Below are 25,616 nucleotides of genomic sequence, written 5' to 3'. Positions count from 1 at the left end.
TACTAAATTTGAAAAGATTTATTGAATCTTTATGAAACTTATTGTTGATGAAAATATAGCATTTGCTCGCGAAGCATTTTCCGGTTTTGGTGATGTGATATTAGTTGATGGGCGATCTCTTACAAACAGAGATATCAAAGATGCAGATGTATTAATCGTTCGTTCTATTACCCAAGTAGATGAAAATTTATTAGCTGGAAGCAAAGTTCAATTTATCGGAACAGCAACAATCGGAACTGATCATATTGCTCTTGATTACCTGGAAAAAAGAAACATAAAATTCGCTGATGCAAGGGGTTGTAACGCAGATTCTGTCGCAGAGTATGTTTTTACAGCTTTGTTGAAGGTTGCTTCTGAAAATAACATTAGTCTGAAAGATAAAACTATTGGAATTGTCGGAATCGGAAATATCGGAAGCCGTATGGTTAGAATTGCAGAATCTTTCGGAATGAAAGTTCTGAAAAACGATCCGCCGCTGGAACGTGCAGGAATCGGGAAAGATTATGTAAGTCTGGAAGAGATTTTAAAAGCGGATATCGTTACTTTTCATGTTCCACTTACAGTTGATGGAATCGATAAAACACATCATCTGCTTAATGAAAGTAATCTGAAACTGATAAAAGAGAATGCGATAATTATTAATACTTCAAGAGGTCCTGTAATTGATAATTCAGCGCTTCTCGAAGAAACCAAGAAGAAAAAATTTCTTTTAATACTTGATGTTTGGGAAGAAGAACCTCGTGTTAATCTTGACTTGTTAGGTTTAGCTAAAGTTGCAAGTGCTCACATCGCAGGATATTCTTTTGAAGGAAAAGTTAACGGGACTAAAATGATTCATAATGCACTTTGCCAACATTTAAGGATAAAACTGGGTTGGATACCAGATCTACCATCGTTAGATAAAACGGAATTGACACTGTCGGAAGGAAATTCTGACCAAGTAAAATTATATAAACTGCTTTCGTCAATCTATAATATAGAAGAAGATGACAGACGATTAAGACGAATTTCAGATTACAAAGCCGATGAGCAGTCAGCTTATTTTGATAAGCTAAGAAAAACTTATCCAGTTCGAAGAGAGTTCAGCAATTTTACCGTTCTTCTTACTGGAAAAGATGAACACCTGAGACCGTTTCTCGAATCACTCCGCTTCAAAATACAATTAATCTAGTTGTTTTCGCTCAACTTAAATTCAATTGGAATTTCCATCTGCACTTTTACTTTTTGTCCTTTTATCAAGCCGGGTTTGAAGCGATGATACAGAATCGCAAGTCTTGCTGCTTCATCACAACCGTAACCAATTCCTTCAACAACCTGAGCGTCGATAACTTCTCCATCACGGTCAATTAAAGCTAAAATCTTAACCACGCCTTCGACTTCATTATCTTTTGCATCTTCAGGATAGCCAATTTTTTTATAGATGGCGTCCATTCCCCCATAAGGTTCCGGCATTACTTCAACTGTTTTGTAGAAAGCAGGATCATCTTCATAATTTTTTTCTTCTTCTACAGTAGGCGGTACAAAATCATCGCTGCTTTGCTTTTTTTTGTTCTGCTTTTTTTGTTTTTTCAGTTCGGCAACTTCCTCCGGTTTCTTTTCTTCCTGCTTAATTCCGGTGTCAAGAACAATTTTATCAACAACTAATATTCCTTCTTCGTAATAAATATCATCGATATATTTTCCCGTACTGTCAAATAATGAGGTTGGTCCTTCTCTTTTTCCGTTTTCAATGGTGAACATTTCCTTAAGAATTCCATTTTCATTGTACTTTCGTACCAGACCTTCAACCCGTCCATTAACGTAAGAAAGTTCTTCTTTAATATTTCCATTTTCCCAAAAGAAACGTGCATCACCATCGCGAACTTTGTCCTTTAAATGAACGATTGACTCAATCTTTCCATTATTATGATATGAAATTAGTGAGTCAATTTGCGCGTTGACGCTAATAGTAATCAGCAAAAAAGCAATTAGTAATATCCTGTACATTCTCTTCGTTTGTGTTTTTTTATTTGAAAAGATACAATTTAATCGTGAGTTAAAAGAGGCATTAGCACAGCAACAAGAAATATTGCGATTGCGATTCCAAAGAATATGTAGCCAACCAGGTAATCGTACTCGAGTATACCAACTTCTCCAAGAAGGTAATGCCAATCATGATAAACTTTGTTTCCACCGAGTAAAGGAAGCTTTCTTGCTTGTGCATCTGCAGCATATACGCTAATGTTGATAAAATTTTGTCCAAGCCAGAGTAAACCAAACTGAACTCCGGTCCTGTAACTATTCCTGAAAAAATATGCGGCAATAATTGATGGGAGAATTATCTGCATTAAAGTACCACCAAGAGTATAAATATATTTTCCGAATAGACTAAAGAAAAAGTGGCCTGCTTCGTGAATTACGAGATCGATATTATCCAGCAAACTGAACTCACCACGATTCAGAACCCAGTAAACTGAGATTGGCAGTATAATTAAGGAAGGAATCCATCTTTTGGTGTTATCCCACCCGGAGCTTGGATTCGCTTTTTTCAGGCTTAGCTCAAGATCTTTATTATTTTCTTCTTCCGATTGCATTGTTTATCTGGTAATCACTCGTTAATTTCGCAGCCAAATTTATACTTAATCAAACCTCTATCAAACTAATCTAAGGAGAAAATAATGTTTAAAACATTTCAGCTTTCACTGGCACTTATTTTTATTTTTTCATTTATTGCATTCGGACAGCAGGTTAAAACTCCGCGCCCGAGTCCCGATGCAGCCGTAACACAAATGATTGGCGTTACAGAAGTAAAGATTGATTATAGTTCACCCGGAGTGAAAGGAAGAAAAATCTGGGGGGAGCTTGTTCCATTCGGCGAGATCTGGCGCACCGGTGCAAATGAAGTTACATCGATTACTTTCAGCGATCCTGTAAAAGTGAATGGAAACGATCTTCCTTCCGGTACTTACGGAATTCACACAGTACCTGGAGAAAGCGAATGGGAATTTATTTTCAGTAAGGATACCAAAGTAGATGGCAGTTCAAATTTTGATAAAGAAAAAGAAGTACTGCGTGTTAAATCAAAACCAGAAGAGCATCATTTTATGGAAAGAATGACTTTTCTTTTCACGGATGTTACCGATAATTCTGCTAATGTAAATCTTATGTGGGACAAATTAAAAGTTTCCTTCAAGGTTGAGACAAGCACACAGGAATTATTCCTCAGCAATGCGAGACAACAGTTAAGCTGGTCACCAACTTTCCAGGCTGCTCAGTACTGCTTGAATTCAAATACAAATCTTGAAGAAGCTTTAAGATGGGCTGAAGCATCCTGCCTTATAAATGAAGTTTACTGGAATACAAGAGTTAAGGCTCAGCTTCAAAATAAACTTGGTATGAAAGACGAAGCAATAGCTACAATGGAAAAAGCAGTTGCACTTGGTGGTAAAATGGAAAGTGCCCCGTTTGATTTTGACAATATGAAAAAGATGTTGGAAGACTGGAAAAAGTAAAAAATTATAAGTCATTCTGAAGGAGCGAAGCGACTGAAGAATCTTTTTAAAACGAGATTCTTCGCTTCGCTCAGAATGACAATTAAGTTTTAGCCATGAAATACTTTTCTTTCATTCATACTGGCTCTGCACTCATCTGAACAGCAATAATCATTCATAACTTTACACTCATGACAGGAGACAATAATTTTATCGCAATCAACATTGTGGCAGTTGATGTAATATGATGTCGGTTTTCCGCAGAAGTAACACTCAGCGATATGCTTTAATTCTTCTTTCGAATTCGGATTTACAACTCTTCTTTCGTCAAAGACGAACATCCCGCCTTCCCAGTAAGTATCAGGAAATTTTTTAATGAAATTTACAATTCCGCCATTCAGTTGATAAACATCTTTAAATCCGCTTTCAACCATATATGCAGAAGCCTTTTCACATCGGATTCCACCCGTACAATACGTAATAACAGTTTTATTTTTATATTCTTGTAAATCTTCATCGACGACTTTTTTCCATTCGCGAAAATTTTTCATCGGTGGAGTAATCGCATTTTTAAATTTTCCGATTTTACTTTCGTACCAATTACGTGCATCGACAATCAAAAAGTCTTTTCCGTCCTGATACATTTGTAATAATTGCTCGGGAGAAAGTTTCTTCCCTCCGTGTTCAATCGAAACATCTTCCAAATCTCCGTGAACAATTTCATTCTTCAATCTGACATGCATTTTTCTAAATGCATGTTCATCGGCGTCATCTTCCTTGAACCATATATCAATAAATTCCGGATAGCTTGTTAGTTGAAGCTTATATTTTTTAATATTCTCAACTGTTCCTGAAACCGTTCCATTTACACCTTCTTTGGCAAAAAAGATTCTGCCTTTAATATCATTTTGCAAACACCATTGAAGATGTTCCAGAACGATTTTATCAGGATTTTCAACATTTACATATTTATAGAATAGAAGAACTTTATCACTATTCAAGATTTTCATTCTCCCTGTGCTTTGGTATAACCAGTTTCACCGTCAAACACACGCAGTTTTTCAATGTGCATCCAATTGAACCGCCTTACATACAATTCTCTAAGCAGATGGAATATTTCTTCATCACTGATCCGGAGATAATTACCATTCTCATCCTTAGCGACATAACGGCATCGGTAGTGATCAACGAGCCAGATATCAGGCTTCACTCCGGGATAAACTTTTGTTCCTCGGTTGCTGATCATCTTTAATTGCAAATGATCCACTTTCTCCGGAACTTTTGGAATACCCTCATAGCTTTCAATAAATACATCTACACCATGACAATCTTCAACTTTTTCTTTATGAGTCTGAAGAAGATCGCTTTTTATCTGTAAAGGTTTGGGATTAATAAATTCATTTTCATCTGCAGATTGCAAACGTTGAATTATTGCGTTTGTAAACTCAGCGGTGTTAGCCTTACCGCCAAGATCACGGGTTTTAATTCCATCTTTTAAAGTCTGAAGAAGAGCTTCTTCAATTCTGATTTTAGTTTTGTGAAAGCCAATATGCTGAAGCATCTGTAGTGCAGATAAAAGAAGTGCTGTTGGATTTGCCACACCCTGACCGGCAATATCCGGTGCAGAACCGTGCACTGATTCAAAAATTGCTGCTTCATCCCCGATATTTCCTCCCGGGGCAACACCAAGTCCACCCACTAATCCGGCTGATAGATCACTAACAATATCTCCGAATAAATTAGGAAGCACCAGAACATCGAATCTTTCGGGATTGGTTACAAGCTGCATACAGGTATTATCTACAATCAGATCATCAGACTTAATATCGGGATATTCTCTGGCTACTTCGTTAAAACATTCAAGGAACAAACCGTCAGTGAGTTTATGAATATTTGCTTTGTGAACTGCTGTTATTTTTTTTCTGCCATAAAGTTTTGCCATTTCAAATGCATACTTTGCAATACGCATAGAACCTGGTCTCGTAATGAGTTTTAAACATTGAGCAACATCGCCTGTTTGAATATGCTCAATACCGCCGTAAGTATCTTCAATATTCTCGCGTACGATAATTAAATCAACATTATCAAATCTTGTTCTGACTCCGGGAAGAGATTTGGCCGGACGAATATTTGCATAAAGTTCCAGCGATTTTCTCAATGTGACATTGACTGATTTATGCCCGGTCCCCACTGGTGTTGTTGTTGGTCCTTTTAGTGCAACCTTGTACTTACGGATAGCTTCAAATGTTTCCTGCGGAATTCCTGTCGGATGTTTTTCCAGAACTGAAAGACCTGCATTTTTTTCAATCCATTTAATTGGTATATCTGCCGCATCGAAAATTTGTTCAACAGCATCTGCTATTTCCGGACCGATACCATCACCTTTTATCAGTACGATTTCAAATTTCTTCATTCTATACCCTAAAAATTTTTTATCACAAAGATAATCAGAGTAAATCTACAATATAAATATTGATATGATTGAGACTGAAATTTTTCTCCGGGAAGAATTAGATGTTTCGCTTTAACGAGATTGAAAGCCAATCGATAGGTGGAAGAAATTATTTTAGTTTTGAAGGGAAAATCTTATGGAGAGGAGATTTATACTTCGTCAAGCATCAGGTTTCTATCTTCAGCCGTAACTCTGATGAGTTTCTTTTCAAAAACTACTGAGAATTCAGAACCTTTATTCTTTTGACTTTTGACAGAAATATGTCCTTTGTTCAGCGTGACATATTCTTTGACAAGCGCAAGTCCCAGACCATTGCCCTCGTATTTTCTTGTTTGTCCGGCATCTTCCTGAGAGAAAGGTGTAAAAAGATTTTTCAAATATTTTTCCGACATTCCGATTCCTGTGTCTGCAATTCTCACAATCACTTTATTTTCTTCGTAGTCCTCAATGGAAACTTTTATGTTACCTTTTTGAGTGTACTTTACAGCGTTGCCTATTAAGTTCTGGAAAACCTGACCTATGGTATATCTGTCAGCGGAGATTTCTGAACCCGCACAATCAGCACTAAAAAATATTTCCAATCCCTTTTCTTTACAAATTGTGGTAAACTCGTGTGTTAGATTTCTCAGGTCAGCCTCAAGACTAAATTTTTCAAACTTTGGTTTGTAGTTTCCACTTTGAACTGCTGACATTGATAATATCATATCTATAGTTCTATAAAGTCGTTTCCCTGCGTTATCCACCGCATGAAGAATCGATACCATTTCCTTATCCTTCTCACCCAACTCATCAGCAAGAATCGGAATTGAAGGGAGAATAACATTTAGTGGTGTTCTGATTTCATGTGACATTTGAGCAAGAAATGCGCTTTTGAGTCTGTCAGCTTCTTTTGCCTGTTCAAGTGCCTGTTCCAGCTCGCCCTGCACTCTTTTGATTTCAGAAATATCCAGAACCTGAAGAAGTGTATTTATCGGTTGACCCTCTTCATCTCTGATTTTAATTGATTTCAAAAGTGTATATAATTTTCGTCCGCTTCTCTTAGTTATCTTAGCTTCAAGGTCCAGACTTTCACTTTCCATAATTTTGTGGTAGGTTGATTTCATATTACCAATGGTCGTTCCCTCAAAAAAACTTTTAAGGTGCAGCCTTGTAATTTCAAATTCATCATATCCTACAGTATTACAAAATGCTTTATTAGCTTTTATAAGTTTTCCTTCATTAGAAACAATTAACATTCCTATTGGCGCACTCTCAAAAAGAATTTTGAACATTTCCTCGGTTTTCTTTAAGAAAATTTCCGCCTTTTTTCTGTGACTTATTTCTACATCAAGCTCATAGATTTTTTCTCTGAATAAACTTTTTAATTTTTCATTTAAATTTTCTACTTCATTCGATGACTTATCTAGCTCATTCAATATACCATAAATTCGCTGGGCAAGTATTCCAATTTCATCATTTTTAAAATTGCTTAAGAGAAGTTTTTGTTCTTCTCTGTCTGATTTACTTAACGCTGATATAAGCTTTGTAATCGGCCGGAATGAAATTGAACTCAAGAAGTATGTGAATATCATTCCCGCCAATAGAATTGTTAAGCTGAAAAGTGCGGTTAAGAGAGTCTTACTTCTTAGTTCAGAAGCGATTTTTTTAGCATTAAAACCCAGATAAACTTTTCCCAGCTGAGTCTCGCCTTGTTGGACAGGCAACACAACTTTATAAATGCTTTCATCATATGATATGTAATCTCTCTTATCTGCTGAGACGTATAAGTAATACTCAGCAAGATCCAGGTTAACAGCATCAACTAATTGCGCCTGATTGTTTTCAAGAACAAGGTAGTTGATTTCATTCAAAGACATCAGCTGAATAATTTCAGTTTTTTCGCCGAATTTATTTGAATTAAAATATTCCGGATTCTGCTCAATAAACTTTGTTATTACTTCCGCCTTGAACATAAATTTATCCAGTACTTCTTCTTCAAACTTCTGGCTAAAGTAAAAGTAGATGAATCCAGCCACAATAATGAAGAAGACAGCAAACTGAATTGTAAGACTTAATTGAAGTTTTGGCGGTTTATGAATCATTTATCCTTAGGGTATTTGTTACTTTAACTTACGATTAAAGACAAGATTCTTGCCGAAAATTCTGTCGAAAAAATGTTTTGAACGACAAAAAATTTCGTTCAGTAGGAAAAAAAGAGGAATTGAGCGGAGATTTTTGAGTCAGTTTTACTTAAATATCACTAAATGAACCGTTTTATATAGCTGCCGACGTCAAATTTGCGCGCTGCTCCATTCCGGTTCATATACCTGATTTTACCAAACACAGGTCGCTCTGTCCAAGCTCTGTCATGCACTCCACCAATAGACCAGGCACAACCAGTATAGCCATTAGGATCTCTGCCGTCAAGTTCATATTTATCATTTAAATAGATTGCAATACGCAAAGCTTCTTCAGGTGATTTACTCCACTCAAGAATTTTCTTTGCCCAGTACATTCTCATATAACCATGCATTTTACCGGAAGTAATCATTTCTTTCTGTGCTGCGTTCCAAAGGTCTTCGTGGGTTTTCGCTTGCTCGAATTCTTTTAAAGAGTAAGTAAATTCTCTTCTGTCTTTTTTATGTTGATTCAACGTCTCCTTTGCCCAGTTATGAAATCCATTAAATGAATCATACTCGGTATTGAAATAGCAGAAATTATCGGAGAGTTCCTTGCGAACGATCAACTCTTCGAGAAAAGCTTCTGTAGATGGATGACCACGGTAAAACTGTTGAACAGTTAGCGCGATTCTCTGAGCAGAAATCTGACCGAAGTGCAGGTAAGGTGAAAGATTTGAAAGTGCATTTTTATTTGGATCGTTTCTATCCTCTGCGTAACGCTCAAATCTGTTCTCCAGAAAATTCTTCAATGCATCTGAAGCTGCAGATTCACCCGGTTTTATCCAGTCAACTTCTTTTACTTCCTGATTAATTTTTAATGAAGATATTACTTTCTTCCATTCTACTTTTTCAGAATCAAGATAATCTTGCTTTCTCATCTTTTTAATTTCCGGAAACTCATCCATAAACTCCGGCAGCAGTTTATGTATTTTCGGTCGGATAGTATAAGCAGCAAACTCCAATTTGCTTGAGACTTGCAAACAAGGGACAATATTGTGGGCATCAACTTCATAAAAGGGAATTTCGATTTCCCTGGCTACGTCTCTCTTCCATCTTCGTTTTATTTTAAGCGGATCAAATTCAGATATGATTGCTGAAGCTTTTATTTCTCTCAAAAATTTTGGGATTTCAGTTTCTGGTTTGCCTTGAAATATATAGAATGGAATTTTGTAATTGATTAATACTTTTTCAATCTCCTGCAATCCTTTGATCATAAAACTGTATTGCCGTATTGTTGCTTCAAGAAAATCCGATACCAGATTAAATATCACAACCAGACTTTTTCTTTCCTTTATGGCAAGTTCTTGAGCAAATATTAAAGCCCAGTTATCATGAATCCGCTGATCCCTGCTCATCCAGTAAACGACAGGTCCGTTAGTTGACTTCCCTTGTTGAAGAATTATTATTCTGGCTTCAATCATGAATTTTTTTTATAAACCGGTTGACTTTTTCAAAATATTTTTCAAACTTGAACTTAAGATAATCAACTATCTTAATATCAATCACATATCAAGGAGGACGCTTTATGAAACAACTCTTCATTTTATTCACTCTATTTCTCTTTTGGGGAACCTCTGCATTCGCACAGGAAATTGCAGGCGATTCAGAGGAGACATTACTTGAGCAGGCGATGGCTCTAGATGCTGAAAAATACCCTGCAAAGTATCAGGTAAAAACTTTTGACAAAGAATTGGATGTAACTCACCCCCTATTCATTGGTGTTGATGACGCTACTATCCCTTCTTACGTTGGTAATGTTAATAATAACGAATGGCTGCAGGCATTTATAGGGGCACAAGTTTGGGGTGCCGCCTTCGATGTTGCAAATAATAAAATATATTTCAACAGCGGTACAACTCTTTATGAATGGCCGGTAGGTGGTACAGTTACGGAGTTAGGATTAATCACTGATACTGCAGGTACAAATCAATCATTAGTTGGTCTTGCCTTCTATAATGGTGAACTATATGGCATGAAGAATATCGCCAACGAAGCTATCTATAAAATAAATATATCCACTCGCGTTGCTACTGTTTATATTGACTATGTCGATCTTGACTTCGACTTGGGCGGATTGGCAATTGACCCCAACAATGGAAACATTTACGCAACAAATGATGATACTACTCCATTTGGTTCAGGGTTGTTCCGTATTAATAACGATGGAAGCGGAACATTGATAACAGCATATACAGCTGGTCAGACCGATATCGATGGTTTGGCTGTTAGCAATAACAGTATTGCTTATTTGATAACTGATGAACCTGGCAGCGTATATGTCTATGATCTTGTAGGTAATGCTTATCTCTCACCTCTAAATAATCCCTGGGCAACAGCCGAGACTTTTAGTGGTGGAACATGGATATACGAGACAGGTGGTGCGGGCTTCGGTTTTCCTGAAATTCTTTATTACACATTTGACGAAACCGGATCTGATTCTACTCAGAACTTTGCTTCACCAGGAAGCGGTTTTGACTGGGCTCAACTTATTGGTGGGATGACAATCGCACCAGCCGGTCAATTCGGTTCAGCTCTTAACGGTACGGGCGGAACCGGAACTACAGACTATGTGAACACTGGATGGAATATGAATTTGGGTACTTCAAGCTGGACAATATCTTTATGGCTTAATAATATAGGTACTTCTGCTTTCTGTTACCTGTTTGGTAATGATATAACAACCAGCTTCAGATGTTTCACTGCAGGTGCTGCAGGCACAGGTAATATTACATTAAGAGGAACCGGAATCGCAAATGTAAATGTGAATGGTGTTCTGCCCGGACCGAGTGTAGTTCACTTTGTGTATGATGCAACAGTACCTGAAATCAGAACATATCTTAACGGTGTATTTCAATCAGCAGTTGCCCAGTCAGCATTGAATTTAAATGCGGCTGTTCCTTTTAAAGTCGGCAGTTACGGTACTGCGGCAAGCATTCCTGCCGGCGCTTTACTTGATGAATTCAGATTCTACAACCGAGCACTTGATGCAGCAGAAGTTGCAGCCACCTGGAACATTTCTATTGTTCCTGTCGAACTGACTTCTTTCACTGCTTCTGTTATCGGCAGCGATGTTAAACTGCTCTGGGAAACTGCTTCTGAACTGAACAACAGCGGTTTCAGTGTTGAGAGAAAAATTGGTGAATCTGAATTTATGGAAGTTGCTTTTGTTCCTGGCTTCGGTACTACTTCTGAACCAAAGTCATACTCTTTCACTGACCAGAATCTTCGTTCGGGTCAGTATAATTACAGACTAAAGCAGATTGATTTCGACGGAACATTCACTTACTCAAATGAAGTTGCTGTTGATGTCGCTGCTCCTGCTTCTTTCAGCCTTGATCAGAACTACCCGAACCCGTTCAACCCAAGCACAAAGATTACATTCTCACTGGCTGTTGATTCTAAAGTTAGTCTGAAAGTATTTGATGTTCTTGGTCAACAGGTTGCTTCGTTGATTGATCAGGACCTGACACAGGGAGTTCACACTTATGACTTTAATGCTGCTGGTATTAACAGTGGTGTTTATTTCTACAAGATTGAAGCTACCGGTGTTAACGGAAATGAATTCACTGATGTAAAGAAGATGATCCTAGTTAAATAATTCTTCTCATCTGGTTCTTCTAATTAAAGGGCACATTTTCTGTGCCCTTTTTTATTTTGATTAATTCATTACCAGCACATTGTAAGTAAGTGCGGTTGAAAAAAGTATCCAGACAGAATAAGGTATCAGTAAAAAAGCGGCAATTCGGGAAAACCCCCAGATAAAAAACACCAGCAGGAATAAATTAATTATTAATAGAATAGCCTGAACAAATGCAAAAGTCATTAACTCATAGGAAAAGAACAGAACATTCCACCCAACAATGAAGAACGCATTAAGAATAAAAAGTAAGATGATTACTTTGAATTTTTTCTCGGAGGAATATTTATTCCAGATAATGAGCAGCGATATTGAGCTAAGCACAAAAATTATCGTCCAGGCTAATACCATCATAGAGCCCGATGGTGTCCACTCGGGAAGATTAATCGTTTTATACCATGCTCTACCTGTATCTGCAAAATATGATGCTGCTGATGCAGTGATTATCACAAAAAGAGGAATGAAAAAATAATTTGGCTTGAACTTTAACAATCGATCTTACCTTAAAATTTTTATTACAGGTAGTTTAATTAAGAAAGAAAATTAACTGAAGTCAAACACTCGATTTTTGCCTATCTACTCTACATCCGTAATTTGCTTAACTGCTTGGGGTAAGTCCTCAACTGGTAGCTGGCAGACACGGTTTTCACAAACATAAAATAATGTTTTATCGGTAACATATCGGCTTTTCAGAATCTCAAGCGTTCCTTCGCTTCTCCCTCCGAAAAGAATAATATTGGGTAAGAACATTTTGATGAAGTTTTCTTTTTCACGCTCACAATTATCTCCGATTATTCCAACCTCAAAGTATCGGAAGGCAACATTTAATGCTGCCATCAGCCAGTATGAATGAAATGTGGGATTCATGACGGCATATTGCTTTATTGAATTCAGCATATTGAATGCAAGTTCTTCGTATGATTCTGAATAAAAAAAGTGCGAGAGTTTAAATACTGCCGAAGCCAATGAAGAATTCGATGCCGGTGTGACGTTATCTGAGAAATCAATTTTTCGTGCAATAAGCGGTTCATCAATTTTGGAGGTATAAAAAAAGAAATCCTGGCTCTTCTCTTTGAATTGTTGAATAGCATAATCCGCTAATTTCTTTGCAGTGTAAATCCAGTTTTCATCGAAAGTGGTTTCATACAAGGAAATGAAAGCTTCGATGGTGTAAGCATAATCATCGAGGAAAGCATTGATTGTGCTTCTTCCCGGCTTCGCTGAAGTGCTTTGCCGGGGCGAGTCATTTTTATAGTTACGATTTAATCTTCCATTTTCACTCATCATCTCTTTAATAATGAATTCGCCATTCTTTAAAGCAGCATCAAGAAATTTCTTGTCGCCAAAAGCCGAATATGCATCAACATATCCTTTGAGCATTAATGCATTCCATCCAGTTAAAATTTTATCATCAAGTCCAGGTCTGATTCTTTTATTTCTTTCCTCAAAAAGAATTTGCTTTGATTCACTTATTATCACATCAAATATCTGTTCATCAATTTGATATTTATTTAATAAGTCTTCTTTCTTCTGATTGACAAACAGAATATTATTTCCTTCCCAGTTACCATCAGATGTTACGGAAAAATAATTACAGAATAGTCCTGAGTTTTCACCAAGCAAATCATCAATTTTCTTTTTTGTCCACACATAATACTTTCCTTCTTCCCCTTCAGAATCTGCATCCAGAGATGAATAGAATCCACCGGAATTATCAGTCATTTCTCTTTCGATGAATTCCAGTGTTTCATAAACCACCTTTTTATAATCCAGATTTCCTGTGAGCTTAAATGCGTTTGAGTAAAGAGAAACAAGCTGACCATTATCATAAAGCATTTTTTCGAAGTGAGGAACTTTCCATATCTCCTCCGTTGAATACCGTGCAAATCCACCGCCAATATGATCATAAATTCCTCCACTTGCCATTTTATTAAGAGTTAATTCTACTGCTTCTATCGCTTTCGGTTCTTTAGTATGAAAATGATAATTCATAAGAAACTGAAAAATGCTCGGCATTGGAAATTTTGGTGCGCCCTTTGTCCCTCCATTTGTAAAATCGATCACAGAAATTATTTTTTTGAAAGCTTCATCCAAATCATCTTTTGTGAAAGCAGATTTTTTTCCATCAAGACCCGGAACTCGAATTTGGTTGATGGCCTGCGTGAGTTTACCGGCTTCCTGATCAAAAGTTTCAGGTTCTTTTTTGTACAAATCTTTGAAGTAAAGAAGAATTCTTATCCAATCATCTTTTCTGAAGTAAGTGCCAGCGAAGACAGGTCTCTCATCCGGCAAAGCAATAACATTTAAAGGCCAGCCGCCTCTTCCCGTAATCAGATAAGCAGCATCCATATAAATCTGATCGATGTCTGGTCGTTCTTCCCTATCAACTTTTATTGAAACAAAAGAATCATTCATCACTTGTGCTACCGAAATATCTTCGAAAGATTCATGTTCCATGACATGGCACCAGTGACATGCTGCGTAGCCAATACTTATAATAATTAGTTTGTTTTCGGTTCTAGCTTTATTTAGTGCTTCGTTTCCCCACGGATACCAATCTACAGGATTGTTTGCATGCTGCAGGAGATAAGGGCTTGTTTCGTTTGCTAGCTTATTTTTGAACTTCATCAAAACTTAAGTTCAATCTCAATTGGGCAATGATCAGATCCCATTACATCAGAATGAATAGCTGCTGAGGTTATATTCTTTTTAAGATTTTCACTTATGTAAAAATAATCTATACGCCAGCCGACATTTCTTTCACGTGCGCGTGTTACCATATCCCACCAGGTATATTGTTCCGGTTCCTGGCTGAACATTCTGAATGTATCAATAAATCCGGCAGCAAGAAACTTATCAATCCATTCTCTTTCCTCTAGAAGAAATCCGGATATCACGGAGTTTTCTTTAGGTCGTGCGAGGTCAATTTCTTTGTGAGCCGTATTAACATCACCGCAGACAACTATTTTCTTTCCATCTTTGAGAAGTTTTTTACAGTGCTTGAGGAATGAATCATAAAAATCCATTTTATACTGAAGTCTTTCATCTGAGGCTTTTCCATTCGGGAAATAAATATTAAAGAGTGTAAATTCTTCAAACTCAGTGATAATAAATCTTCCTTCGCTATCGAACTTCTTTATTCCCAAGCCATTCTGAACTTCAATGGGTTTTAATTTAGTATAAGTAACAACACCGCTGTAACCCTTCTTTTCAGCAGAAGAAAAATATGATTCATAGCCATTAACATTTTTTAAAACAGCATCGAGTTGATCAGGATGAGCTTTCGTTTCCTGAAGACAGAGAATATCGGGATTTTCTTTTTCGAACCAATCTAGAAAGCCTTTTTTCTGAATCGCACGGATTCCATTAACGTTCCATGAGATAAGACGGATTTTTTTCATTTAAATATTTACCTCGGTAATCTGATAGAAAAACCTGCACCAAGATACCAAACTTTGGAATTACTGAATAGTCCATTACCGGCTGAAACATCCAATTGAAGATTAGATAGGAGTAAATATGTCAGTCCGGTATCAACTGAATAGAATGGGGACGTATCTGTAAAAACCTCAGAAAAAATTTCAATGAAACCTCCCAGTTTTTCAGTTATATCAACTCCAGCTGCTAAAGTATAAAAATAAAATGCTTTTTCATCAGAACTGGTATAATGCATCCCGAAATTTGCTCCGAAGTCTAAAAAATCTAACACAGCTTTTGAAAAAGAGAGAATCGCTTGTGGTTCAACCTTATCGGGTCTGTGTGACTCTGCACCAACTGGAAGAAATAAATGTGTTAATAAAGCAATGTCTGGTATTGTTTCATGATCTTTTGCTAATCCGAATTTAGCACCAAACATAAAATTTGTTAAGCCATCTGAACTCAACTCGTTGTTTATTGACTTTAGTTCTTGAGAGAGAAAAGCACCTGCCAATCTTAATTCAACTTCATCAAAAAGTCCAAAACGTATTAGTGTGCCTACAGCATTAATAGAAGCTAAGTCAGAATTTTCATTTGAAGCTTCTCTAACGTATTCATATCCTGTTTCAATTTGCAACCAGTCTGCCGGAATTGTAGATGCAGATTCGGTTCTGTCAGGTCTGTCAGTTACAAGCTCAGGGTTATTCTGTGGAAAGAGATTGAATGAAATAATTAGTAAAAAGAATGTTGTGAACTTTTTAAAATTAGAATTCAATAAGTCTCCAGATTTGTGTTACAAAAAAAGTAACAATTAATCCCATTGCAATCGGAAGAAATGTGGAAATAACCGTCCACTTAATACTTTTTGTTTCCTTGTAAATTGTATAGATGGTTGTTGAGCATGGATTATGCAGCAAACTAAATAACATCAAATTAATTCCTGTTAACAAAGTCCAGCCTCCAGCATGAAGAATTGCTGCTGTATCAGCAGCAGATTCAAGCTCAAACATAACTCCGGTACCGGCACCAACTCCTGCTAAACCAAGATTCGCAACCGTAAGCATCAGAATAGTTGGAATGACAATTTCATTGGCAGGAATTGCAATTATATACGCAAGGAATATCACGCCGTTCAAACCTAAAATAAACGCAAACGGATTTACCCAGTTGATGAAAATATTTGCGATTGATTCTCCATTGATTGTAACGTTTGCAACAAGCCATATAATAATGCCTGCAGGAATTGCAAAAACAATTGCTCGCCATAGAACGAAGATTGTTCTGTCTATCAACGATGTATAAAGTGTCTGAAGAATGCGCGGTGGTCTGTATGGAGGAAGTTCAAGACTAAATGCGGATGCTTCTCCCTTCAAAACAGATTTTGATAATGCCCACGATACGATTAAACTGAATACTATTCCCAACACAGCAATAAATACAACCGCAATTGCTGATACAATTCCTGCTAGATATGCCGGAACAGTTGCACCAATAAAAATTGTGGCAATCAGAATCTGTGTCGGCCATCTGCCATTACATAACGAAAAGTTGTTCGTGATGATTGCAATTAATCTTTCTCTCGGGCTATCAATAACTCTTGTTGCAATGATTCCTGCAGCATTACATCCAAATCCCATTGCCATTGTTAAAGCCTGTTTTCCATGTGCGCCAACTCTTCTGTAAAGACTATCCATATTAAAAGACACGCGAGGTAAATAGCCGAAGTCTTCAAGCAATGTAAATAGTGGAAAGAATATCGCCATAGGTGGAAGCATTACGCTTATTACCCATGCCATTGCAAGGTAAGCTCCATCAATCAAAACTCCATCCAGCCAAAAGGGTAAACCAATGCTTGCTGAAAAACCTTTTAATACCGGATGAACAGTATCAAGGAGTAGAGATGCAATCATTCCTGAAGGAACATTCGCACCTTGAATTGTCAACCAGAAAACTACTCCAAGTATTAGGAACATAATCGGGAAACCGGTGTACCTACTCGTTAATATTTTGTCGAGAGTTTTTTCCCAGCTCGGAGTTGATTTTTCATCAGGTAAAGTGACTGATCTTTTAGCAATCGATGAGGCATTTGAATAAATTGATTCCATTAATGTATCGTGAAACTGCTCACCAATCTCCCAGCGCAAATTGTTTGCTGACGACAGTATCGCTTCGCTATTTCTTTTATCATTACTCATATTATTTTTACTTAATCATTTTAATTATTGAATTCTTATCCAACGGCCAACTCAACTAATTCCTGTTTTTTAAGATTACCGAGTTCTCCATTTCTGATTGAATCGATAATGCTCTGATCACCTTCAAGTAATCTAAGCGCAACCCAATTAGCATTTGGAAGATTTGGGAATTCATCCAGAATCATTTTACTTAATTTTTCCACAGCATAATTAAGCTCTTTCGAACTGCTCTTAATACGATATGGTTTACAAACAAATTTTCCTGTTGCAACTTCAAAAATTGCATTCAGCAATTCATTCATTCCTTTATTATACCTTGCAACAACCGGGATAACCGGAATGCCCAAATCCTTTGATAGCATTCGATCGTCAATTTTTATTTGATGACGCTCTGCTTCGTCCATAAGATTCAAACACAAAACAACTCTTTCAGTAATTTCTAAAATTTGAAGAACGAGATTCAAATTTCTTTCAAGTCTTGTTGCATCAACAACTGCAACAGTAACATCCGGTTGACCAAAAAGTATAAAATCTCTTGCGACTTCTTCATCAGTGCTTGTTGAAAGAAGCGAATAAGTTCCCGGCAGATCAACAAGTTTAAATTTCTCGTTGTTATATTCGAATCCGCCTTCGGCTCGCGTAACGGTTTTTCCTGGCCAGTTACCTGTGTGCTGTTTCAGCCCTGTCAGATTATTAAACACAGTACTTTTTCCTGTATTAGGATTTCCAGCAAGAGCAACTACAAAGTCGAATGTGCTCATATCGATGCCAAGTCTTTTCAGATTGCCGGCGTTATGAACAGGACAATTATCACAATTATTAGTGTTCAGATTCATTATTAATTCATTCCTCCATTTTCTGAAAGCAGATAAATTCTATCCGCAAGTTTTTTACGAAGTGCAATTGAAGCTCCTTTTATTCTGTAAGCCGTCGGATCACCTGAAGCACTTTTCATTTCAGCAACAATTTCAGTTCCGGGAACAACTCCGAGGTCCATCAATCTTCTTCTCTGCTGACCTCTTAATGCTTTAGAAATTCCAAGGACAGTTCCCTTCTCACCAATCTTTAGTGAGGATAGACTTCTGAATTTCCCTTCGACGGTTTTTTCAAACTTTATCGGAGCGACTGTTATATTTTTTGCAAAGAGTGGAGCTAATACACATTCTTCACCGTTTGCTGTAAATCGCACTCGTTCTTTTGTTGATTCCATCATTCTTACCTGCATTCCCGGATATAATCCTTCCGCAACAAGCTGCTGATAGATTGCATCAGGTTCATCTTCAATGTGAATGATACTTGCAAACTCACCGAATTTTAGTTCAGTTAATGGTCTACCAGTTTTTGTTGGAAGATCGCCTGACGATGATGGGATAGGATCTCCGTGCGGATCAAAAACAGGATTACCTATTTGTGCAGCAAGTGCATCCGCATCAGAAGGAGTAAGCTTGTGTTCAAATTCTTCAGCTGAGTGATGCCATTGAGTTTCATCAACACCGGTTTCATCAGCGAGATATTTTTCCCATAGTCTGTGCACTCTAATGATACGAAGAGCATAACTTCTTCCTTCGTTTGAAAGCTGGAGAGTTTCTTCGTACGAGCTCAACAATCCCATATCTTCAAGCTTTGTAATCAACTCAGCAGCTTCATCCTCTGAGATGGACAACTTTCCTGCAACGCTGTTTAGAGTACAACTGATTCCGCTGTACTCACAGTTGTAGAGATGTTTCAAGGCATCTTCAATGAGAACACGTCTGGAATTTTGTTTCGTACGCTTCATTTTTGCTATCAATCCCTTTTGGGGAAGGAACGTCACTACAGCAATAAAAATTATCCCCGAACCAATTAAAAGTGTTATTAATGGATCATTCATAGTTTCTTACTTTACCTCCGTTACAAAAATATTTGCTGCAACTGTACTACTCAGGTTTGTTTCTTTTTTATCAATCTTAACTAAAATTGAATTATCAAATTCAAGTGATTCAATAACTGTAATTTCTTTGTTTAACTCAATTCCGATTTTGGATATGTATTGAAGAAAGCCGCTGTCAAAATCGTGAACCCGATTTACTTTTACCTTATTTCCTGGTTCAATTGAATTCAATGGAACACCGGATTTAGTTTTCGGCAGTTTACCATTTTTATCAGGGATTGGATCGCCGTGAGGATCATACTCGGGAAAATCAAGCATCTCTTCCATTTTATTAATTAGTTCATCTGAAGCGCTGTGCTCAAGATTGTGGGCTTCATTGTGTACTTTGTCCCACGGAAGACCAACTATCTGATGCAAGAACAATTCCCAGATCCTGTGCCGTCTTACCATGCTTCTCGCATAATCTTCACCGCTTTTTGTAAGCTTTGTTCCTTTGTAGCGTTTATAATTAACGTAACCATCCTTTGACAGCTTACGAAGCATGTCAGTAACTGCTGCTGCAGAAATGTTGAGACTCTCTGCAATCTGGTTTGCTTTTATTTCACCTTTATCATCTGCCGATTTATAGATTACACTCAGGTAATCTTCTTTAGATATATTTTTCATAGTTAAGTTTATTGTTGATTCAATTTTAAGCATACTTAAAATTAAAGTCAAGGTAGTCTAATAGTAAAAAAATTCTATTACTGCTAATATTCAAATGAAATTGTGGATTTGCTTAGAAGAGAAGATGTTAATTAAGGAGTAACTTAGCTTTCAATTCCCCTTCTCGATGTAATTCCTTTTTGATAGTAATGCTTAACTTCCCGCATCTCGGTGACGAGGTCTGCTAATTCAATTAATTCTTCGGGACAATATCTTCCAGTTAATATGAGCTCAACATTTTCAGGTTTTGATTTGATGAACTCAACAAGATTTTCTGTTGCGATAAGTTTGAAATAAATTGCAACGATTGCTTCATCGAGAATTATTATATCGTATTTACCACTAAACATTTTCTCTCTGGCTGTTTGTAATCCCTTTTTTGCTTTGTCTAATTCCTCAGTACCGGGTAATTCTTTTTTGTAAACAAACTCATCACCACCGAATTGTTCTATGGTTATCCATTGAGAAAGAAGTTTTAGACTAACTAATTCGTTGTAAGGATATTCTTTCATAAACTGTGCAATGTAAGTCTTCAAACCAAATCCGGCAGCACGAACTGCCTGCCCTATCGCAGCAGTTGATTTGCCTTTACCATTTCCCGTATATATCTGGACAAAACCCTGTTTAAGTTTATTCATTTAATTACTCTCCCGGAAAATCTTTGTGATTCATTACTCTCTCAGCTTGGTTCAAATGTCTTTCATCGTGCAAAGGAATTATAATCAGCGGATCACCTAAATTCATTCTTAATAATTTATTAACCGGTGAACTAAGTTTTATTTTCTTTAAATCAAGATGACGTAGATTATCTGCCAGTCTGATGAATTTATCCGATGATACGGCATAATCCTCAATAATACTTTTTTTAATATTGCTCGAATCGGGGAAAAACACTTTGAAAGTTTTGCTTTTCCTGACATTCTTCGGATCAACACCTTTGACAATCATTTTTCCAACTAGGCTCTGCTTATATGAAAAGTCTTTGGACTCGGTAGATTTTACTTCGCCTAAAATATTTTCAATTTTACTTAAGTATAAACTGTTTGAGTTGATCAGATGAGAAATACATTCGCCAACACTCCAGGAATCAGGATTTGGCTTCCAGTTCAACTGTTTTTCGGAAAGATGTGAAAATATACTTGTTGCTCTTTCAACATTAGCTTTTGTTGCAGTTATACATTTCTGAATTATTTGGTGTGAACTTTGCATTTTAAAGTATATTCATTTTAATCTGAAATATAATGATACTGTCATTCTGGCTTGTCCAGAATCTGATTCCGGACTCACCCGATTAATGTCTGGTTCGCCGGAATGATTTAAGTAGATTTTTTATCTTCGGGAGGAAAATTATACTTTTAATGTGAATGTTTCGCCAATATCCCAAAGCCCGACTTTTATCTGGTAATTCTTGATTGTGCGGGCTAACCAGTTCAACGGTTCGTAAATCATTTCACCGCTGTCAAAAGTTTTAGTATGAATAGGAATAAAATATTTTGCACCGAGATGGTATTCAGCCATAACTAGAGCTTCTTCGGGAGTGCAGTGATATTTTCTCCAGGGTTTGTAAGCTCCAATCGGCATGATCGCAATATCAACATTTTCATCCCGGTGTTTTTTAAACTTATCAGTAAAAGTTGTATCACCGCCGAACAAAATTTTCTTACCGTATCTTTCAAGTATAAAACCATTAAAGCTTCTGCCATCATTAATGTATCCTGCCGATCTATCTTTTTCACCGGGATAACGCCATCCGAAATGCTGAACTTCAATTCCTTTAAAATTCACTCCATTCAAACTGACTTTTTCATCCCAGTCAACAACAGTTATCGATTTCCATTTTAGTTCATCAACAATATCTTTGGTATTGTATGCAACTATGCAATCGAGTTGGTTCGGATATTTCTCTGTCAATGCTTTCAAAGTTTTATAATCCATATGATCCATATGTGCATGCGAAAGCAATACGATATCTGGTTTGGGAATATCTTCAAGCATCAATGCCGGAAGGCTGGCTCTTTTCGGTCCAAGAATGAAACCTTCAATATAAACTCCAACTGCTTCAAAGAAGACCGGGTCTGTGAGGATATATTTTCCAAAGAAATTAATCAGAACAGTAGCGTGACCTATCCAGGCAATATTAATCTCATCGTCTCCCCATTTTTCTAATTTAGGTACTGATGAAGGAACAATCATATCAGCAACAGAAGGAGATGTATTCATTCCTCTAATAATTTTAGGAGGCAGAATCAATGATCCTGCTGCAGCGATTGCACTGCTTTTTAAAAATTTTCTTCTGTCCATTTAAAACTTTATTATTATCCTCTAATATGACGCACGGTCAATTTACTAGTCACAAATTATTAACAAAACTAATTGATTCTGAGTTCGATAAAATTTAGTTTGCATTTGTTATTAAATAATAAATATTTCAATAAAATGATAGACATTCTTATTTCTCTTATTATTGCGGGAATTGCAGGCTCAATTGCGCGCTCCATTTCAGGATTCAGCCGCGGTGGATGCATAATTTCGATTGTAGTTGGGTTTATTGGCGCAATCATAGGTACCTGGCTCGCCCGGGAATTGCAGCTGCCTGATCCGCTTACTATTACAATTCGCGGAACAACTTATAATTTATTATGGACGATCATAGGTGCAGTTATATTCACAGCAGTGCTTAGCTTAATTACACCGGGAAAGAATAAGTAAAAAACTCAATGAGCAGTTATTACAAGGGTTCTAAAAAAGAAATCGAAGCTTTGAACAGCTACATTAAACTGATTCGGTCTGCAGAAACTATTAATTCCAAAATTAATCTTGAATTAAGCAATTACAGATTAAGTGAAAGTCAGTTTGGAGTTTTGGATGCTCTTTTTCATCTGGGACCACTGAAGCATCGAGAATTGGGTAAAAAAATTCTTAAAAGCGGCGGTAATATTACAATGGTCATTAATAATCTTGAAAAGCGTGAGTTAGTCCAGAGAAGAAGAAGTGAAAAGGATAAAAGAGAATTTATCATTCATCTGACACCAAAAGGGAAAATTAAAATCAAGGAATCGTTACCGATAATTGCTAAGAAAATTAAAAAGCATTTTGAGATTTTAAGTAAAGATGAACAGAGAGAATTACAGTTCCTCTGTAAAGTCGTTGGTTTGCAAGTAAGAAAATAACTTAGGTCCTTTGTTTGTATTGTTCAAATATTTTCGGAAGAATTTCCCCAGCTTTTCCAAAATAAGAATAGTTCACCGAAGACGATATTTCTGTTTCTTCCAGATTTACTTCCACGATAACTGCACCGCTGGCTTTAGCTGTATAAACTAATCCGGCAGCAGGATAAACAACTGCTGAAGTTCCGACAACAAAAAAAGCATCAGCTTTCATCGCTGCAAGTTCACCTCCACGAAACTGATCTTCGGGAAGAAATTCACCAAACCAAACGACACCCGGTCGGATCAATCCACCGCATTCACATTTCGGAACACCAGAAGAAAAATCAAGTTCTTCATTAAAATCTTTTTTACAGTTTATGCAATAATTTTTTTCGATGTTGCCGTGAAGTTCAAAAATCTTTTTACTGCCAGCTCTACGATGAAGGTTGTCGACGTTCTGCGTAACTACAGTAACATCTTTGAAGTGATTTTGCATTTCTGCGATTGTCAGGTGAGCTGCATTCGGCTGCGCATCGTGTACTATTTTTCTTCTGTAATTATACCATTCCCAAACAAGTTCGGGATTTCTCATAAACGCATCGAAGTTTGCGAGTTCTTCCGGTTTGAATTTATTCCACAAACCTTCTTTACCGCGAAAAGTAGGAATCCCGCTTTCGGCTGAAACTCCAGCCCCTGTAAAAAAAACAATTGACTCTGAATTTTTCAGAGTATCAATTAAGGTATCATCTATCCTGATCACTCGAGTTCTTTGTTTACTTCTTTCAGAAGTTGTTTTGCTTCCTTCAAATATTGTTCGTCATCTTCAAGCACTACCGGTGCGCTTTCGACTTTAAGCAGATTTTCTTTTGCAAGCTCGTATTCATCTTCCTCAATATATGCTTTGGCAAGATCGAGATAAAACATTCTCATATTTGGTCTCAGCTTAATAGCATTTTGAAATTCTCTAATTGCAACTTCCATATCACCCCAGCCAAGTCCAAGTGGAAGCCGGAGCAAATAAGATTTTTCACAAACTTTTGCATGTGTTCTTCCAAGAACATAATGCGAAAGTGCCTGAATGTAATTTCCTCCATTGTTCAATTGAATTGCTCTCTCACAATCATCTTTAACATCGTTAACGGTTCCGATTGCTGAAAAAACACCTTCGAATAAAGCAATGCGTCCTTTTACAATCGCTCGTCTAACGTAAGTGACCGACTGATCCGAGGCAAGTTTAACCGCACTATCAGCATAAGTTAGTGACTCTTTATATTTATTAAATTTTGCTTCTTCCTGCTGATCATTTCCCTCGGGCATTTTGTTTGCGATATCTACTAATGCCCTGCTTATTCGCCACATGACTTCCCAATTTGCAGGTTTCAGTTTATCAGCTTTTTTATAAGCTTCCAAAGATTTCTGATGCTGGAATTCAGTGTTGTACTTATCGCCTTCCTGAATTAATTCTTCAAAGTTTTGAGCAAAAAAATCGTGACTCAAAAAAACATATAAAAGAATTGTTAGAACAAATGTAGAAATTTTCATATCTCTCCTTTGCTTTAATCGAACAAAGATTTTTTTGTATTCTCTTCAGAATTTTCCCTGAAGTTAAATTTGTAAAGATCTGTATCTGCCAGATGAATAAACTTCGTCCAGTTGGAATCCGGTCTAAGTTCCGATTCAACGGCATTTTTATAAGCGTTCACTTTTGCACTAAGCTCGTCTGCCTGATAAAGTGCAATAGCCTCAGCGGTTTTTGGAACAACCGGTGAAGCGTGCTCAAGCTTTCCTTGATGACTTAGTATTAAATGAATCAGATTGTTTTCCAATTCCGATGGAAATCCTGAAATCTTTTTAATTTCATCCTTAACGAGATTTGCTGCGATAACAATATGACCAACAAGCTTTCCCTTATCTGTGTATTCAAATGCTGACTCAAAAGAAAGTTCCTCAATTTTACCGAGGTCATGCAGCATCGCTCCTGAGATCAAAAGATCTCTGTTCAGCTCCGGATGAAATTCACACATCAGTTCACATATTTTTATGATTTCAAGAGTGTGTTCAATCAATCCATGAATATAGGCGTGATGCCATGATTTCCCCGCGGGAGCTGTTGCAAAAAGTTCAAACCTTTCTTCATTAAAGATTTCTGACAACAATTTTTTTAAATGTTTGTTGGAAACACTTTTTATTTTCTGAGTGAACTCTTTTTTCATTTCCTCCGGATTGCGTTTGGATACTGGAAGGAAATCCTGAGGTTTCACCTTGTCTTTTTCTAACGCCAGCCTGATAGATGTTACTCTGATCTGCAATGAACCCTGATATTCTTCTATAGTCCCTGCTACTTTAACAACATCGCCGACTTTTCCTCTTGCAGCAATCTCAGAAAAACCTTCCCAGATATTAGCATTCATTGAAGTAGATTTGTCGCCGAGCTCAGTTGAAAGAAAATCATTGCCGCTTTTAGTGCTACGGAGTTCAAGTTTTCTTATGAGAAGAAAATGATCCACGCGATCATTCTTCACAAGAGTATTTAGTTCGGGCTGGTTCATCAATTATATTCTA

At 37.0% G+C, this 25,616-nt stretch carries 23 protein-coding genes and 1 pseudogene; 5 read left to right on the top strand and 19 right to left on the bottom strand.

The genetic code is table 11. The annotated features are described in order from the left end of the window. The first annotated feature begins 31 nt into the window (after nucleotides 1-31). Complete coding sequence (locus IPM14_03110; GenBank protein ID MBK9097107.1) at nucleotides 32-1,171, top strand: 4-phosphoerythronate dehydrogenase; 1,140 nt, start codon at nucleotides 32-34, stop codon at nucleotides 1,169-1,171. On the opposite strand, the gene IPM14_03105 is transcribed toward IPM14_03110, so the two are convergent. Together IPM14_03105 and IPM14_03100 are read right to left on the bottom strand one after the other, a co-directional pair. Further along, a complete protein-coding gene (locus IPM14_03105; GenBank protein MBK9097106.1) occupies nucleotides 1,168-1,986 on the bottom strand; it encodes a TonB family protein in 819 nt (272 codons plus the stop codon). The two genes, IPM14_03110 and IPM14_03105, sit on opposite strands and share 4 nt — an antisense overlap. Nucleotides 1,987-2,024: 38 nt before the next feature. Continuing rightward, nucleotides 2,025-2,573, bottom strand: a complete 549-nt coding sequence (locus tag IPM14_03100; protein MBK9097105.1) for a hypothetical protein — start codon at nucleotides 2,571-2,573, stop codon at nucleotides 2,025-2,027. 84 nt (nucleotides 2,574-2,657) lie between these two features. Here IPM14_03100 and IPM14_03095 point away from each other — a divergent pair, with 84 nt between their 5' ends. Continuing rightward, entirely contained in the window at nucleotides 2,658-3,491 is an 834-nt protein-coding gene (locus tag IPM14_03095; GenBank protein ID MBK9097104.1) for a DUF2911 domain-containing protein, read from the top strand. Between the two features lie 89 nt (nucleotides 3,492-3,580). On the opposite strand, the gene IPM14_03090 is transcribed toward IPM14_03095, so the two are convergent. The 4 genes from IPM14_03090 to IPM14_03075 all read right to left on the bottom strand — a co-directional run bounded on the left by IPM14_03090 (nucleotide 3,581) and on the right by IPM14_03075 (nucleotide 9,502). After that, on the bottom strand, nucleotides 3,581-4,480 hold the full coding sequence (locus IPM14_03090) for a rhodanese-related sulfurtransferase (protein ID MBK9097103.1): 900 nt from the start codon (nucleotides 4,478-4,480) through the stop codon (nucleotides 3,581-3,583). Then, a complete protein-coding gene (locus IPM14_03085) occupies nucleotides 4,477-5,883 on the bottom strand; it encodes an NADP-dependent isocitrate dehydrogenase (GenBank protein MBK9097102.1) in 1,407 nt (468 codons plus the stop codon). The genes IPM14_03090 and IPM14_03085 overlap by 4 nt, the downstream gene beginning before the upstream one ends. Nucleotides 5,884-6,071: 188 nt before the next feature. Next, on the bottom strand, nucleotides 6,072-8,003 hold the full coding sequence (locus IPM14_03080; protein ID MBK9097101.1) for a PAS domain S-box protein: 1,932 nt from the start codon (nucleotides 8,001-8,003) through the stop codon (nucleotides 6,072-6,074). Nucleotides 8,004-8,161: 158 nt separating this feature from the next. Continuing rightward, nucleotides 8,162-9,502 carry a deoxyribodipyrimidine photo-lyase gene (locus tag IPM14_03075; GenBank protein MBK9097100.1) on the bottom strand — a complete coding sequence of 447 codons (1,341 nt, stop codon included), beginning with the start codon at nucleotides 9,500-9,502 and terminating at the stop codon, nucleotides 8,162-8,164. A 104-nt stretch (nucleotides 9,503-9,606) separates the two neighbouring features. Here IPM14_03075 and IPM14_03070 point away from each other — a divergent pair, with 104 nt between their 5' ends. Continuing rightward, a complete protein-coding gene (locus IPM14_03070) occupies nucleotides 9,607-11,679 on the top strand; it encodes a T9SS type A sorting domain-containing protein (protein MBK9097099.1) in 2,073 nt (690 codons plus the stop codon). 60 nt (nucleotides 11,680-11,739) lie between these two features. On the opposite strand, the gene IPM14_03065 is transcribed toward IPM14_03070, so the two are convergent. From IPM14_03065 to IPM14_03020, 10 genes and pseudogenes are all read right to left on the bottom strand, one after another. Next, a complete protein-coding gene (locus IPM14_03065) occupies nucleotides 11,740-12,210 on the bottom strand; it encodes a tryptophan-rich sensory protein (protein MBK9097098.1) in 471 nt (156 codons plus the stop codon). Nucleotides 12,211-12,294: 84 nt separating this feature from the next. After that, complete coding sequence (locus IPM14_03060) at nucleotides 12,295-14,346, bottom strand: thioredoxin domain-containing protein (protein MBK9097097.1); 2,052 nt, start codon at nucleotides 14,344-14,346, stop codon at nucleotides 12,295-12,297. Further along, nucleotides 14,346-15,119: an exodeoxyribonuclease III gene (gene xth / locus IPM14_03055; protein ID MBK9097096.1), complete on the bottom strand. Its 774-nt coding sequence runs from the start codon at nucleotides 15,117-15,119 to the stop codon at nucleotides 14,346-14,348. Before xth ends, IPM14_03060 begins: the two co-directional genes overlap by 1 nt. A gap of 8 nt (nucleotides 15,120-15,127) precedes the next feature. Further along, nucleotides 15,128-15,910, bottom strand: coding sequence for a transporter (locus IPM14_03050; protein ID MBK9097095.1), 783 nt, complete (start codon nucleotides 15,908-15,910; stop codon nucleotides 15,128-15,130). After that, nucleotides 15,900-18,166: pseudogene (feoB, locus tag IPM14_03045) on the bottom strand (ferrous iron transport protein B). The gene IPM14_03050 and the pseudogene feoB overlap by 11 nt, the downstream one beginning before the upstream one ends. Nucleotides 18,167-18,168: 2 nt before the next feature. Further along, on the bottom strand, nucleotides 18,169-19,200 hold the full coding sequence (locus tag IPM14_03040; protein MBK9097094.1) for a metal-dependent transcriptional regulator: 1,032 nt from the start codon (nucleotides 19,198-19,200) through the stop codon (nucleotides 18,169-18,171). Between the two features lie 6 nt (nucleotides 19,201-19,206). Next, nucleotides 19,207-19,866, bottom strand: a complete 660-nt coding sequence (locus IPM14_03035; protein ID MBK9097093.1) for a metal-dependent transcriptional regulator — start codon at nucleotides 19,864-19,866, stop codon at nucleotides 19,207-19,209. Between the two features lie 143 nt (nucleotides 19,867-20,009). After that, nucleotides 20,010-20,543: a cob(I)yrinic acid a,c-diamide adenosyltransferase gene (locus IPM14_03030; protein ID MBK9097092.1), complete on the bottom strand. Its 534-nt coding sequence runs from the start codon at nucleotides 20,541-20,543 to the stop codon at nucleotides 20,010-20,012. A gap of 4 nt (nucleotides 20,544-20,547) precedes the next feature. Further along, nucleotides 20,548-21,114: a DinB family protein gene (locus tag IPM14_03025; GenBank protein ID MBK9097091.1), complete on the bottom strand. Its 567-nt coding sequence runs from the start codon at nucleotides 21,112-21,114 to the stop codon at nucleotides 20,548-20,550. 138 nt (nucleotides 21,115-21,252) lie between these two features. After that, nucleotides 21,253-22,206 carry an MBL fold metallo-hydrolase gene (locus tag IPM14_03020; protein ID MBK9097090.1) on the bottom strand — a complete coding sequence of 318 codons (954 nt, stop codon included), beginning with the start codon at nucleotides 22,204-22,206 and terminating at the stop codon, nucleotides 21,253-21,255. Nucleotides 22,207-22,341: 135 nt separating this feature from the next. Here IPM14_03020 and IPM14_03015 point away from each other — a divergent pair, with 135 nt between their 5' ends. Both IPM14_03015 and IPM14_03010 read left to right on the top strand, forming a co-directional pair. After that, entirely contained in the window at nucleotides 22,342-22,614 is a 273-nt protein-coding gene (locus IPM14_03015) for a GlsB/YeaQ/YmgE family stress response membrane protein (protein MBK9097089.1), read from the top strand. A gap of 8 nt (nucleotides 22,615-22,622) precedes the next feature. Further along, the gene (locus IPM14_03010) at nucleotides 22,623-23,075 is read left to right on the top strand and encodes a MarR family transcriptional regulator (GenBank protein MBK9097088.1); all 453 of its coding nucleotides are present in this window, start codon (nucleotides 22,623-22,625) and stop codon (nucleotides 23,073-23,075) included. A 1-nt stretch (nucleotide 23,076) separates the two neighbouring features. On the opposite strand, the gene IPM14_03005 is transcribed toward IPM14_03010, so the two are convergent. Genes IPM14_03005 through IPM14_02995 form a run of 3 tightly spaced genes read right to left on the bottom strand, consistent with a single transcriptional unit; the run spans nucleotide 23,077 to nucleotide 25,606 of the window. Then, nucleotides 23,077-23,805 carry an NAD-dependent deacylase gene (locus IPM14_03005; protein MBK9097087.1) on the bottom strand — a complete coding sequence of 243 codons (729 nt, stop codon included), beginning with the start codon at nucleotides 23,803-23,805 and terminating at the stop codon, nucleotides 23,077-23,079. A gap of 5 nt (nucleotides 23,806-23,810) precedes the next feature. Beyond that, nucleotides 23,811-24,596, bottom strand: a complete 786-nt coding sequence (locus IPM14_03000) for a hypothetical protein (protein MBK9097086.1) — start codon at nucleotides 24,594-24,596, stop codon at nucleotides 23,811-23,813. A 14-nt stretch (nucleotides 24,597-24,610) separates the two neighbouring features. Continuing rightward, a complete protein-coding gene (locus tag IPM14_02995; GenBank protein MBK9097085.1) occupies nucleotides 24,611-25,606 on the bottom strand; it encodes an HD domain-containing protein in 996 nt (331 codons plus the stop codon). Between the last annotated feature and the right edge of the window lie 10 nt (nucleotides 25,607-25,616).

It is taken from the genome of bacterium, from assembly GCA_016716565.1.
Lineage (GTDB): Bacteria > Bacteroidota > Ignavibacteria > Ignavibacteriales > Ignavibacteriaceae > IGN2.
The sequence above is the reverse complement of the archived record's forward strand: the minus strand, read 5'-3'. Positions and strand labels throughout refer to the sequence as shown.

Bases quoted from the DNA above. Each gene is read 5' to 3' on its own strand.
- IPM14_03000 (MBK9097086.1), bottom strand. From the start codon at position 24,596: ATGAAAATTTCTACATTTGTTCTAACAATTCTTTTATATGTTTTTTTG.
- IPM14_03010 (MBK9097088.1), top strand. From the start codon at position 22,623: ATGAGCAGTTATTACAAGGGTTCTAAAAAAGAAATCGAAGCTTTGAAC.
- IPM14_03105 (MBK9097106.1), bottom strand. From the start codon at position 1,986: ATGTACAGGATATTACTAATTGCTTTTTTGCTGATTACTATTAGCGTC.
- IPM14_03020 (MBK9097090.1), bottom strand. From the start codon at position 22,206: ATGGACAGAAGAAAATTTTTAAAAAGCAGTGCAATCGCTGCAGCAGGA.
- IPM14_03095 (MBK9097104.1), top strand. From the start codon at position 2,658: ATGTTTAAAACATTTCAGCTTTCACTGGCACTTATTTTTATTTTTTCA.
- xth (MBK9097096.1), bottom strand. From the start codon at position 15,119: ATGAAAAAAATCCGTCTTATCTCATGGAACGTTAATGGAATCCGTGCG.
- IPM14_03025 (MBK9097091.1), bottom strand. From the start codon at position 21,114: ATGCAAAGTTCACACCAAATAATTCAGAAATGTATAACTGCAACAAAA.
- IPM14_03015 (MBK9097089.1), top strand. From the start codon at position 22,342: ATGATAGACATTCTTATTTCTCTTATTATTGCGGGAATTGCAGGCTCA.
- IPM14_03070 (MBK9097099.1), top strand. From the start codon at position 9,607: ATGAAACAACTCTTCATTTTATTCACTCTATTTCTCTTTTGGGGAACC.
- IPM14_03040 (MBK9097094.1), bottom strand. From the start codon at position 19,200: ATGAATGATCCATTAATAACACTTTTAATTGGTTCGGGGATAATTTTT.
- IPM14_03060 (MBK9097097.1), bottom strand. From the start codon at position 14,346: ATGAAGTTCAAAAATAAGCTAGCAAACGAAACAAGCCCTTATCTCCTG.
- IPM14_03085 (MBK9097102.1), bottom strand. From the start codon at position 5,883: ATGAAGAAATTTGAAATCGTACTGATAAAAGGTGATGGTATCGGTCCG.
- IPM14_03030 (MBK9097092.1), bottom strand. From the start codon at position 20,543: ATGAATAAACTTAAACAGGGTTTTGTCCAGATATATACGGGAAATGGT.
- IPM14_03090 (MBK9097103.1), bottom strand. From the start codon at position 4,480: ATGAAAATCTTGAATAGTGATAAAGTTCTTCTATTCTATAAATATGTA.
- IPM14_03100 (MBK9097105.1), bottom strand. From the start codon at position 2,573: ATGCAATCGGAAGAAGAAAATAATAAAGATCTTGAGCTAAGCCTGAAA.
- IPM14_03110 (MBK9097107.1), top strand. From the start codon at position 32: ATGAAACTTATTGTTGATGAAAATATAGCATTTGCTCGCGAAGCATTT.
- IPM14_03035 (MBK9097093.1), bottom strand. From the start codon at position 19,866: ATGAAAAATATATCTAAAGAAGATTACCTGAGTGTAATCTATAAATCG.
- IPM14_03075 (MBK9097100.1), bottom strand. From the start codon at position 9,502: ATGATTGAAGCCAGAATAATAATTCTTCAACAAGGGAAGTCAACTAAC.
- IPM14_03080 (MBK9097101.1), bottom strand. From the start codon at position 8,003: ATGATTCATAAACCGCCAAAACTTCAATTAAGTCTTACAATTCAGTTT.